This window comes from Crenobacter caeni, assembly GCF_010435965.1.
Lineage (GTDB): Bacteria > Pseudomonadota > Gammaproteobacteria > Burkholderiales > Chromobacteriaceae > Craterilacuibacter > Craterilacuibacter caeni.
Genome location: NZ_JAAGAA010000010.1, coordinates 57,350 through 69,410, shown reverse-complemented (window position 1 = coordinate 69,410; position 12,061 = coordinate 57,350). Strand labels below are relative to the sequence as shown.

Sequence of the window (12,061 nt, the reverse complement as noted above, 5' to 3'; positions counted from 1 at the left end):
TGTTTGCTGATGCCTCGTGGCGGATCAAGGACTTGCGCACACCTACAGCCGGTGCAGGCCGAAGTAGTAGAGCACGCCGAAGATCGCCGAGCTGATCAGCAGCGCCTGCGCGAGGACCTCGGCCCATTCGCGCAGCGTCTTCTTCTGCCCGCGGTCGAACAGCCAGCGCCACGCCGCCCACAGCAGCAGGCAGAACACGAAGAGCTTGAACAGGCGTCCGAACATGGCAGGAGAAGCCGCAGGGTGAGGTGGCGCATTATCTCTTCGGGTTTTATGCGCGCGCAACCTTATGTCGAGGATATAATTAATCGGCCAATCATTCGTCAAACGAATGTACCGGTGGCGCCCCTGCCGCCGCCGGTACCCGTCCGGGTTTTTTGTAATGACCGATTCTTCATCCTCCGTCGGCCTCGTGCGCGCAGAGCGCGCGGCGTTCGCCACGCCCCTGCCGCTTGCCAGCGGCAGCGTGCTGCCCGCGTACGAGCTGGTGTTCGAGACCTACGGCACGCTCAACGCCGACGCCAGCAACGCCGTGCTGATCTGCCACGCGCTCTCCGGCCACCACCACGTTGCCGGCCGTTACGCCGAAACCGACAAGGCCGCCGGCTGGTGGGACAATATGGTCGGCCCGGGCAAGCCGATCGACACCAACCGTTTCTTCGTGGTCGGCGTCAACAACCTGGGCGGCTGCCACGGCAGCACCGGCCCGTCGTCGGTCAACCCGGACACCGGGCGTCCGTGGGGGTCGACCTTCCCGCTGGTGACGGTCGCCGACTGGGTGTGCGCGCAGGCGCGGCTGGCTGATAGGCTCGGCATCGAGTGCTGGGCGGCGGTGATCGGCGGCAGCCTGGGCGGCATGCAGGCGCTCGAATGGTCGATCCGCTACCCGGACAGGGTGCGCCACGCGCTCTTGATCGCGTCCGCGCCCAAGCTCTCTGCGCAGAACATCGCGTTCAACGACGTCGCCCGCCAGGCGATCCTGACCGACCCTGAGTTCCATGGCGGCGACTTCTACGCGCACGGCGTGCTGCCGCGGCGCGGCCTGCGCCTGGCGCGCATGCTCGGCCACATCACCTATCTGTCCGACGACGGCATGGGCGAGAAATTCGGCCGCATGCTGCGCTCGGGCGAGTACAAGTTCGGCTTCGACGTCGAATTCGAGATCGAGTCCTACCTGCGCTACCAGGGGGACAAGTTCTCCGACCGTTTCGACGCCAACACCTATCTATTGATGACCAAGGCGCTCGACTACTTCGACCCGGCCGCCGCCTACGGGGGGGATCTCGCCGCCGCGCTCGCGCCGGCCAGGGCCGAGTTTCTGGTCGCCAGCTTCACCAGCGACTGGCGGTTCTCGCCGGCGCGCTCGCGCGAGACGGTCAAGGCGCTGATCGCTGCCGGCAAGCGCGTCAGCTACGCCGAGATCGAGTCGGCGCACGGCCACGACGCCTTCCTGATGACCGACCCCCCGTACGTCGCGCTGATGCGTGCCTATCTTGACCGAGTCGCCCAGGAGGCCGGCGCATGAAACCGCATACCCCCTTGCGCGCCGACCTCGCGCTGATCGCCGGCTGGATCGCCCCCGGCAGCCGTGTGCTCGACCTGGGCTGCGGCCGCGGCGAGCTGCTCGCCCACCTGCAGGCCGAACGGCGGGTGACGGGCTACGGCGTCGACTTCGACGTCGACAATATCGTCGCCTGCGTCGGAGGCGGCGTGAACGCGGTGCAGGCCGACCTCGAGAGCGGGCTCGCCGAATTCGGCGACGCGAGCTTCGACGTGGTGGTGCTCTCGCAGACCATCCAGGCGATGCGCCACACCGAGGCCATCCTCGTCGAGATGCTGCGCGTCGGCCGCGAGGCGATCGTGTCCTTCCCCAACTTCGGCTACTGGCGTAACCGCTGGCAGATCGTCGGCGGGCGGATGCCGGTGTCGGACGCGATGCCCTACCAGTGGTACGACACGCCGAACATCCACTGGTGCATGCTGGGCGACTTCGAGGCGCTGTGCGCGAAGAACGGCATCTCGGTGCTGGAGCGGGTGGTGATGACCGGCGAGCGCCGCGTCAGCCTGTGGCCGAACCTGATGGGCAGCCTCGCCTTCTACCGCGTCAGCCGCCCGGGGCGCGCCGCCGGCGTACAATAGCGGTTTTGCCGCCGCCGGCGGCCCACCCCGACAAGGCTTTTACATGTCCGACACCCCGTCCACCTGGCAGCAGGTTTTCTCGCGGCGGATGCTGATTTGCGTGTTCACCGGCTTCAGCTCCGGTCTGCCGCTCTATCTGCTGATCAACTTGCTGCCGGCGTGGCTGCGCGGCGAGGGGGTCGACCTCAAGGCGATCGGCCTGTTCGCGCTGATCCAGCTGCCGTTCACCTGGAAATTCCTGTGGGCGCCGCTGATGGACCGCTACGTGCTGCCGATCCTGGGGCGCCGCCGCGGCTGGATGCTGGTCACCCAGCTTGCGCTGATGGGGTCGATGACCGCGTTCGGCCTCTACACGCCGCAGCAGAACCTGGCGTCGATCGCCGCCTTGAGCTTCGCGGTTGCCTTCTTCTCGGCGAGCCAGGACGTGGTGATCGACGCGTTCCGCCGCGAGATCCTGCCCGACCGCGAACTGGGCCTGGGCAACACCATCCACATCAACGCCTACCGCCTCTCCAGCCTGATCCCGGGTTCGCTCGCGCTGATCCTGGCCGACCACCTGCCGTGGGCGCAGGTATTCCTGATCACCGCGCTCTTCATGTTGCCGGGTATCGCGATGACGCTGCTGGTCAGGGAGCCGGCGCTGGCGGCTTCGACGCCGAAGACACTGCGCGAGGCGGTGGTCGAGCCCTTCCACGAGTTCCTGACCCGCAACGGCGTCAAGGGCGCGCTGTGGGTGCTCGGCTTCATCTTCCTCTACAAGCTGGGCGACAGCATGGCCACCGCGCTGGCGACGCCGTTCTACCTCGACATGGGCTTCTCCAAGTCCGAGATCGGCCTGGTCGCCAAGCACGCCGGGCTGTGGCCGGCGGTGATCGGCGGGCTGATCGGCGGCGCATGGATGCTCAAGCTCGGCATCAACCGCGCGCTGTGGGCGTTCGGCGTGGTGCAGGTCGCGTCCATCGTCGGGTTTGCCTGGCTCGCGCAGCAGGGACCGTTTGCCGAAGTCGGCGCGCGCGAGCTGACCTATCTTGCGCTGGTGATCGGCTTCGAGGCGCTCGGCGTCGGCCTCGGCACCGCAGCCTTCGTCGCCTTTATCGCGCGTACCACCCACCCGGCGTACACGGCGACGCAGTTCGCGCTGTTCACCAGCCTCGCCGCGGTGCCGCGCACGCTGGCCAACGCCGGCACCGGCTACCTGGTCGAGGGGCTGGGCTGGGCGTCCTTTTTCTGGCTATGCACCGCGATCGCGCTGCCCGGCATGGTCCTGCTCCTGAAGGTGGCGCCGTGGAAAGGAGAACAGAGCGCATGACTTCCATCCGCATCCCCGTACTGGCCGTTTTGCTCGCGTCGGCCGCGAGCGCGTGGGCGCAGGACGCCTCCGCCCCGCAGGCCGCGCCCGAGCGCGCACCACTGGCGGCTTCTGCCCCGCTGGCAGAGCCGCCGGCGCCGGTGCTTGTTCCGGCACCCGTCGTTGCGCCCGAACCGCCGCCACCTGCGCCCCGGCCGGTGCGCTACCGCTGCGAGGGCGACGTGGCGATCGAGGCGGTCTACCCGCCGCTGGACCGTGCCGACGACCCGGTGACCATCAGCTGGCTCGGCGGCAGGGAGACGCTGAAGATCGCGCGCAGCGGCAGCGGCGCGCGCTACGTGAACCGCAGCTACGTGTGGTGGACCAAGGGCGATACCGCCTTTTTGAGCACCCGCGGCGGGCGCATGCTGGTGCGCAACTGCAACGCGCAGTAGCCGGCATGTTGAGCCATTGACAAGGGTCAATTGCTGGTTCGTCTAGCATTACCCGTTTGCGCCAGCCTTGCTAAGATATCGCACGCTATCCAATATGGGGCAGGTATGGCTGATCAGGCTGCGATGGAGGTGGGCGTTGGCGACGGCGCGCTGATGGTCGACGCCGAGGGCCGGATTTCCTTCATGAGCGAGAGCTGCGCGCTGCTGCGCGGCGTGCCGGTGGCCGACGCCGTCGGTGCACGGGTCGACGACGTGTTCCCGGCCACCTTGCTGCACCAGACGCTGGAAACGGGCCAGCTCGAGCGGCACACGCCGTGGAGCGACGGCTGCGCGCTCGAACTGTTGGTGTCTCGGGTGCCGGTGATGGCGCACGGGCGCGTATGCGGCGTGCTCGGCTACGTCGACAAGGTGCTGCGTGCAGGCCCGGGCAAGACGCCGTGTTTCGACAGCCTGCCCAGGCTGTCGCCGCTGGCGCGGCTGGTGCGCGACCAGCTCAAGCAGGTGGCCGCCTTCGACACCACGGTGCTGCTGACCGGCGAGAGCGGCGCGGGCAAGGAGGTGTTTGCCCGCGCCATCCACGAGCGCAGCCGCCGCGCCGCGCGCCCCTTCATCAAGCTCAACTGCGCGGCGATCAACGACGCGCTCGCCGAGAGCGAACTGTTCGGCTACGACAGGGGCGCGTTCACCGGCGCGTCGCGCGACGGCCACAAGGGCAAGTTCGAGCTGGCCGACCAGGGCACCCTGTTCCTCGACGAGATTGGCGAGCTGCCGCCCGGGCAGCAGGCGAAGCTGTTGCGCGCGCTGCAGGAAGGGCAGGTCGACCGCGTCGGCGCCGAGCGCAGCCGCCACGTCGACGTGCGGGTGATCGCTGCGACCAACCGAGACCTTGCGCAGATGGTGCGCGAGGGCACTTTCCGTGAAGACCTCTATTACCGGCTCAACGTCGTCCACCTGCGCGTGCCGGCGCTGCGCGAGCAGACGCTCGACATCCCGGTGCTGGTCGAGCGGCTGTGGGGCGAGCTGTGCAGCCGGCACCACCATTACAGCCAGCTGTCGCAGTCGGCCGTCGCGCTGCTCGCCGAGCAGACGTGGCCGGGCAATATCCGCGAGCTCAAGCACACGCTGGAGCGCGCGCTGGTGTTGCTGCCGCAAGGAGTGATCGGCCCGGACGAGATCCGTACCCTGTTCGACGCGGCGCTGGGCCAGGCGCTGCCCGTGCAGTTTTCGCCGGTGCTCGACGCCGACTGCCTGCTGCGCACGCTGGCCGCCTGCGGCAACAACCGCAGCGAGGCGGCCCGGCGGCTGGGCATCTCGCGTGCGCTGCTCTACAAGAAGCTGCACCAGTTCGGCCTGTGGGAGCTGGCCGGCGGCGCCTGACAGCCCCGCGCGGCGTTCAGCAGGCCGGCCGGGCCGGGGGCTGGCTAGCGGGCGCGAGAGCCGGCACGGCCGCGTGGCGGCGGGCGAACACGCCGGTGCGGTACAGGTGGTTGAGCGTGAAGATCTGCAGCAGCGCACCCAGCCCCATCGCCCAGAAGCTGGCGGTGAAGGTGCCGGTCACCTCGCGCAGCCAGCCGAATACCTGCGGCCCGATCAGGAAGCCGAGGTTCTCGCCGATAATCACGATGGCCATCGCCACGCCGATGCCCTGCGGGCGGCGTGCCAGCAGCGGTGCCGACGCGAACACGATGGGCGGGATCACGCCCGAGATCAGCGAGAACACGCCGATGGTCACGCAGAACACCGTGAGGTCGGGGATCGCGAACAGCGGCCACAGCAGCAGAAGCAGGGTCGGCGGCAGCACGAACATCGCCCGGCGATGGCCGAACTTGTGCAGCAGCACCCCGCCGTACAGGTCGCTCGCGATCGACGCGACCGCGTAGATCAGCGTGCCGCTTACCGCCAGCACCAGCGGCAGGCCCATCACCTCGTTCAGGTAGGTCGCGCTCCAGGTGGTCAGCGAAAAGATGCCGAAGGTGAATGCGGCGAAGGTCAGCGCGGCCGCCCACACGTCGGTATTCTTCAGTTCGTCGACCAGGACCGCGCGCTCGGGCAGCAGCCGCGCCGAAGGGTCGCGCGGCGGGTTGGGGATCACCAGCGCGAACAGCAGGACGCCCGGCACCATCGACGCGATCAGCAGCACCCAGTAGGCCTCGATCGACAGCGAGGCGAGCACGCGCGGCGCGGCAAAGAACACGATCAGGTTGCCGACCGGAATCCAGGTCGACCAGATGCCCATCGCCACCGGCATCTTGTCGGCGGGCAGGAACTGCCCGATCGCCGTCGGCGCCGAGACGGCGACCAGCCCGAAGCCGATCCCCTGCACGGCGCGTCCGGCGACGAACTGCGCGAAGCTGCCGGCGTACAGCGTGCAAGCGAGGCCGGCCATGATCAGCAGCAGGCCGGCCAGCCCGACGTTGCGGACCCCGTAGCGCGGGATGATGAAGCCGCACGGCGTCGCGAACAGCAAGGTGGCGATGGCGAACATCGACATCAATAGCCCGGCCTCGGTGTACGAGATGCCGTAGCGCTCGAACAGTGCCGGCATGACCGGCGGCACGGCGAACTGGGCGAAGGTCGCCAGCACGCCGCACAGGAAGGCGACCCACAGGATCAGCCAGTGTCTGCCTTGCATGGCCGTTTCTCCCGAAGTTTAAGGTGAGGTTCGTGCGCCGTGCGCCTAGAACGGCGTCTCGTGGCCGACGAAGCAGTAGATGCCCTCGTCCAGCGCGGCGCGCTGCAAGGCGCGCATATGCGCGTCTTGTGGCGGCTTCATCTCGGCGAACGGGTAGCTCTGGTCGAGCTGGCGGTATTTGGATTCACCCATCCGGTGGAAGGGCAGCAGGTTCAGCGCGTCCATGCCGATGTCGCGGATGAAGCGCGCGGTCGCGCGGATGTTCTCCTCGCTGTCGTTGTAACCGGTGATCACCGGCACCCGCACCACCAGCACGCCGTCCCAGTCGGGCTTCTTCGCCAGTGCCTCGATATTGGCGAGGATGCGCGCGTTGTCGACACCGGTGCGCGCCTTGTGCGCGTCCGGGTCCATATGCTTGATGTCGGTGAACACCCAGTCGACGTACTGCATCACGTCCAGATAGAACTCCGGCTGGACGTGCGAGGTGGTTTCGATGCAGGTGTGGATCATCGCCTCCTTGCAGCGGCGCAGCACTTCGCGGATGAAGTGGCGCTGCAGCAGGGGCTCGCCGCCGGAGAAGCTGGCGCCGCCCTTGCCGCCCCAGAACTGGCGGTCGCGCTGGAAGATCTGCATCAGTTCGTCGACGGTGTAGTACTTGCCAGTCAGGCACTTTCCCTCGTGGTAACACACGGTCACGCAGTCATGCGTCTCGCAGTGCGCACACTTGTCGCGGTCGTGGCGGGCGAGGCCGTCCACCACCGAGATCGCGCCGTGCGGGCACGCGTCCACGCAGTGGCCGCAGCGCACGCAGCGGCTCTCGTAGTACAGCATCTCGGGGTAGCGGTGGATGCCCTCGGGGTTGCAGCACCAGTCGCACTTGAGCGGGCAGCCCTTGAGGAACACGGTGGTGCGGGTGCCCGGGCCATCGTGCAGCGAATGGCCCTGGATGTCGAAGATGAGGCCCTTGAGCGGCTCGTCCATGGTGTGCTCCTGTCTTTATGCTTGGGACAAGCCCCGGGCGCGGGCCCGGGGCGTGGTGGATACTCAGGCGTGGGCGTGGTGGCCCAGGTCGTCCTCCTTCTTTACCGGCGCGTGCACCATGCGTGGCAGCGAGGCGGCGAGCAGGATGGAGACGAAGAAGCTGCCGATCGCGTAGTAGATCGAGTAGGTGTAGCTGCCGGAGAGGTCCTTCAGGTAGCCGCCGATGAAGGAGCCGGCGAACGGGCCTACCCCCATCACGATCAGCGTGCACATCCCCCAGATCTTGCCGAGCGTCTTCGCGCCGAACACCGAGCCGGTGTAGCCGACTACCCCGCCGGGGACGATTGCCCAGTACACGGCGAAGATCACGCAGGAGACGTAGGCGATGGTCATGCTCTGGCCGGACATCAGCAGCAACACGCAGGCGACGACGCCGGTGCTGGGGCCCAGGATCAGCATGAACTTGCGGCCGACCGTCTCGTTGCCGGTCTTCTCGACCACCCAGTCGGACACCTTGCCCATGATCGGCATCGAGAAGATGCCGACCAGGCCGATGATCGAGTACGCGCCGATCGCGGCGTCGCTGGTCCAGCCAAGGTCGGCGACCCAGTACGACACCACCTGCGTCCAGATCAGGAACTCGGCCATCATGCTGGTGAGGAACATCAGCACCACCGCCCACACCGCGTACTGGCCGAACGCCTCCTTCACCGTCCACTCGTACTGCGCCTTGGCCGGGCCGCCCGCGACCGAGCCGTTGGCCTTGACGCCGTAGGCTTCGGGGCCCTTGCGCGCCATTACCACCGCCAGCGCCAGCGCGACGAACATGATGCCGCCCAGCAGCATCATGGTGCCGCGCCAGGCGTCGGCACCGCCGTCCGCCAGCGACGCCTTGGTCACGTAGGCGAGCGAGAACTGCGCGAGCGGCGCGCCGGCGAAGGCGAGCCCCCACATCGCGCCGTAGGTCTTGCCGACGTACCACTTGCGCACCGACACCGTCGAGGTCACCCACAGCATGCCGGTGGCGACGCCGCCGACTACGCCGAAGGTGAACAGGTAGGCGAAGTGGCTGCTGACCATCGAGGTCAGCACGAAGCCCAGCGCGCCGAACACGGTGGCGATCGCGTACACCGGGCGGGTGCCCCACTTGTCGAGGATCATGCCGCTGAAGTAGGCGGTCACCGCGTAGATCGCCATCATCAGCGAGTAGCCGAGGGTGACTTCGGACTGGGTCCAGCCCAGGTCCTCGCTCATCGGGATCTTGAGGATGGCGAAGGTCGCGCGGTAGCCGAACAGGCAGAACACCGCGAGCCACGACGCCGCGACGGTCATCAGCCCGTAGCGGCGGGAGAGTTGCTCTTCGTTCATACAAAGCTCCTGTCAAAAAAGGCCCGCCAGGTGGCGGGCCTTGTCTGCGCCTAGTGCACCGCCGTGAAGTCTTCGCAGGTGATGGCGATCATGTCGCCGTACGCCGCGAAGGCCGGGGCCGCCGCCGTACAGCAGCCGTTGCTGGCGTCCTCGGCCTGGTAGTGCTTGCAGAACTTGCACTTGGCGAGGCGTTCGTAGCCCTCGGGCGCCTCGGCGTCGGCGTGCACCAGCTTGCCGGTGCGGTGGTCGATGCCCTTGTCCACGTCGATGGCCACATAGTCACGGGTGTCGCGGAAGGTCAGTTGTGTCATGTCAGAAGCCCTCGTATTCAGTACGTGCGATCAGTTCGTCCTGCACCGACTTGCCGATTTCGACCCAGTACTGGGTGAAGCCGGCGACGCGGACCATCAGGTCGCGGTAGTTTTCCGGATGTGCCTGCGCGTCGCGCAGCACCTTGGTGTCGACCACGTTGAACTGGATGTGGAAGCCGCCCTTGCGCATGTAGGCGCGGATCAGGTCGAGCAGTTTCTTGCTGCCTTCCGGCCCGCGGATCGCGGTCGGGTGGATCTTCACGTTCATCTGCGAGTTCTGGCTCATCGAGTGGTCCCACACGGTCGCCGAACTGAGCAGCGCGAACGGTCCGTTGCGGTCGGTGCCCGGGTAGGCAGACATCGACGCGTCGGCGTAGGTGGTGCCGGCCAGGCGGCCGTCCGGTGTCGCGCAGGTGGCCGAGCCCTGGGCGCCGTGCGTCGACACCGAGATCTGGCACGCGTACATCGGCTTGGCGTACAGCGACTGGTAGTTCGCGCAGTCGTCGCAGAACCAGTTTTCCCACTCGAGCAGGACCTCGTCGGCCGCCTTGTCGTCGTTGCCGTATTTCGGCGCCTGCAGCAGCGCGAAGTGCAGGCGGTTGAAGCGGCCGTCGTCGTCCTCGCGTTTTTGCTGGTCGGAGATCGAGAACGAGTTGACCTCGTGCGCGGTCTTGAAGCCGAAGTTCTTGCTCATCGCCTCGCGCACCTCGTCGAGGGTGAACTGCTTCTCCTCGAACACCAGTTTCTTCAGCGCCGCCATCGAGTTGACCCAGGTCACCGTGCCGCAGCTCTCGACGTTGTACGTCGCGTTGAAGCGGTAGCCGAGCTCGTTGATCAGGTGGCCGCTATCGAGGCACCCCGGCTTGAGCATGGAGTTGAACACCGCCATGTTGTTCTTGCGCCAGATGTCGTGCTGCAGGTTGTTGCACAGCTCGAGCACCTTGCACGACAGTTGCCAGTACAGCTTGAACTGGTCCCACACCTCCTCGTAGCTTTCAAGCTTGCGGTTGTGCGGCGGGTAGACCTGGGCCTTGGTGCGCTGGTCGACGCCGTTGAACAGCGTGAGTTCGAGGATCTTCGGCATCGCCAGGAAGTGGATGCCGACCGAGGTCGGCTGGCACGCGCCGCCGGGCACCTCGTAGCTCTTGCCGTTCAGGTGGATGGTCTTCCACACGCCCGGCTGGCTCTCCAGGCAGCCGCCGATCGACCAGGCGCGCGCCTCTTCCAGCGTGATGTTCTCGCACGCGTAGTGCTGCATGAAGAACTGCTCGGCGACGTCGTTGTTCATGAACGCCGGGTAGCCGGCGCCGGACTTGATCACGTCCATCGCCAGCAAGAGGAAGTCTTCCGGCAGGCGCTCGTCGTAGTGCAGCGCGATGGTCGACTGCGGCATCGCGTTGCGCACGCCGGCTTCGAGGATCAGGTACTCGAGGCGGTTGACCGCCGACTCGCCGCGGCGGTTGACGCCGCCGACCGACAGGGTGTTGAACGAGTTGCCGGAGAGCACGCCGCCGACCACGCCGGTCGACGCGAACGGGTCGATCGAGGTCTTCAGTATGCGGTCCTGTTCGAGCAGTTCGAGCACCTCGTCCTCGGTGATGCGTCCGGCGGCGATGTCCTGCTCGAACCACGGGTACAGCACCTGGCCCAGGCGGCCGACCGACATGCCGGAGATGGCGTCCTCGTTGACCACTGCGATATGCAGCGTCTCGACCATCTGCAGCGCCTCGATGAAGGTGCGCGGCTGGTGGTGCGCGATATGCTGCAGGCGGTCGGCCATCGCCGCGTACTCAGCCGACTGCTGTTTGTCAGGGGTGACGCCGGATAGGCGGCGCGCCTCGGCCGCGTAGTTCTCGATCCACTTTTGCACGCCCTCGATCACCAGCTTGACCGCGTAGTAGTTGTACAGGCGGTTGGTGCCGACCATGCCGTCGCCGCCGGCGTCGCCGGCGCACTCGGCCATTTTCTCCTCGCACATGCGCACGATGCCGTCAAAGCCGTACTCGAGCGGGTAGTAGTAGTTGATCACCTCGCGGCCCTGCGGCAGCGTGAAGCCGGAGTCGAACATGCACACCAGGGAGCGCATCACTTGCTCCTTGATGTCGTAGCCCGGCACCATGCGCTCGTAGCGGTTGGAGATCTGCTCGACCGACTTGTCCTGCCACATGTGCGCGAGCTTGACCAGGATGCCGACTTCTTCCTGGCGCACGCCAAACTTGCCGGCGACCGACACCACGTTGCCGAACGACTGGGTGACGTTGCCGCCGCCGGCGCCGAACTTGGAGTGCTCGCCGGCGGAGGCCGAGCCGCTCTTCATCGCCGCCTGGTAGAGCGCGTCGCCTTGCGCGAGGAAGAAGGAGTTGGTCAGCCACGGCATCGCGAACGAGCCGCGGACGAACGGCCCCTTGCGCATGGTCAGCAGCTCTTGCGGGTAGATCGCCGGCGTCAGGTGGCTGAACGCCGCCTTCAGCGCGAGCGCGCGGCGCACCACCGGCAGCTCGAGGTCGTTGCGCATGTACTCGCGGGTGTACCAGTACGGGAACTCGTTGTTGATCGAGGAGAGCGCTTCCATATAGCGCTCCTTCAGGTACTTCACGCGCTCGTGCGGCTCGCGCTGGATCTCGCGGTCGGTGAGCGCGGCGGGCGCCTTGCCGCCGGCCTCAAAGTCCATCGAGATGCCGGCTTCGCTGAGCACTTCCTTGAATGTCCGTGCCATGACTTACCTCCAAAGTTGGGAAAGTGGGATTGCTGAAGCTCGAAAGATAGATAGCAATCGCTGTGCCAACTTGGGTATGCACGGCAGGATGCGCCCTGCAGCGGGCTGGGCCGTGCTTGCGGGTGTCACCGCCTGTCACCGCGTCCACCGGCGGTGACACCACCTGCCGGC

General features: G+C 67.0%; 11 protein-coding genes. 5 read left to right on the top strand and 6 right to left on the bottom strand.

Features of this window, described 5'->3' with window-relative positions; genetic code table 11:
• Positions 1-42 precede the first annotated feature (42 nt).
• A complete protein-coding gene (locus tag GZH52_RS11695) occupies positions 43-225 on the bottom strand; it encodes a protein MIGRI (protein WP_163316643.1) in 183 nt (60 codons plus the stop codon).
• Positions 226-382: 157 nt separating this feature from the next.
• On the opposite strand from GZH52_RS11695, the gene metX reads away from it, so the two are divergent.
• The 5 genes from metX (at position 383) to GZH52_RS11670 (ending at position 5,259) form a co-directional block, all read left to right on the top strand.
• The gene (gene metX, locus GZH52_RS11690; protein WP_163316642.1) at positions 383-1,525 is read left to right on the top strand and encodes a homoserine O-succinyltransferase MetX; all 1,143 of its coding nucleotides are present in this window, start codon (positions 383-385) and stop codon (positions 1,523-1,525) included.
• Entirely contained in the window at positions 1,522-2,139 is a 618-nt protein-coding gene (metW, locus tag GZH52_RS11685; RefSeq protein WP_163316641.1) for a methionine biosynthesis protein MetW, read from the top strand. Before metX ends, metW begins: the two co-directional genes overlap by 4 nt.
• Before the next feature lie 43 nt (positions 2,140-2,182).
• Entirely contained in the window at positions 2,183-3,448 is a 1,266-nt protein-coding gene (locus GZH52_RS11680) for an AmpG family muropeptide MFS transporter (RefSeq protein WP_163316640.1), read from the top strand.
• Positions 3,445-3,882, top strand: coding sequence for an MliC family protein (locus tag GZH52_RS11675; RefSeq protein ID WP_163316639.1), 438 nt, complete (start codon positions 3,445-3,447; stop codon positions 3,880-3,882). The genes GZH52_RS11680 and GZH52_RS11675 overlap by 4 nt, the downstream gene beginning before the upstream one ends.
• 105 nt (positions 3,883-3,987) lie before the next feature.
• Entirely contained in the window at positions 3,988-5,259 is a 1,272-nt protein-coding gene (locus GZH52_RS11670; protein WP_163316638.1) for a sigma-54 interaction domain-containing protein, read from the top strand.
• Between the two features lie 16 nt (positions 5,260-5,275).
• Here the strand turns inward: GZH52_RS11670 and GZH52_RS11665 are convergent, their stop codons facing one another.
• From GZH52_RS11665 to hpdB, 5 genes are all read right to left on the bottom strand, one after another.
• Positions 5,276-6,514, bottom strand: a complete 1,239-nt coding sequence (locus GZH52_RS11665) for an MFS transporter (RefSeq protein WP_163316637.1) — start codon at positions 6,512-6,514, stop codon at positions 5,276-5,278.
• 45 nt (positions 6,515-6,559) lie between these two features.
• The gene (locus GZH52_RS11660) at positions 6,560-7,495 is read right to left on the bottom strand and encodes a glycyl-radical enzyme activating protein (RefSeq protein WP_163316636.1); all 936 of its coding nucleotides are present in this window, start codon (positions 7,493-7,495) and stop codon (positions 6,560-6,562) included.
• Between the two features lie 63 nt (positions 7,496-7,558).
• The gene (locus GZH52_RS11655) at positions 7,559-8,863 is read right to left on the bottom strand and encodes an MFS transporter (RefSeq protein ID WP_203525734.1); all 1,305 of its coding nucleotides are present in this window, start codon (positions 8,861-8,863) and stop codon (positions 7,559-7,561) included.
• 50 nt (positions 8,864-8,913) lie between these two features.
• Positions 8,914-9,174 carry a 4-hydroxyphenylacetate decarboxylase small subunit gene (gene hpdC / locus GZH52_RS11650; RefSeq protein ID WP_163316635.1) on the bottom strand — a complete coding sequence of 87 codons (261 nt, stop codon included), beginning with the start codon at positions 9,172-9,174 and terminating at the stop codon, positions 8,914-8,916.
• Between the two features lies 1 nt (position 9,175).
• A complete protein-coding gene (gene hpdB, locus GZH52_RS11645) occupies positions 9,176-11,890 on the bottom strand; it encodes a 4-hydroxyphenylacetate decarboxylase large subunit (RefSeq protein ID WP_163316634.1) in 2,715 nt (904 codons plus the stop codon).
• Positions 11,891-12,061: the final 171 nt, after the last annotated feature.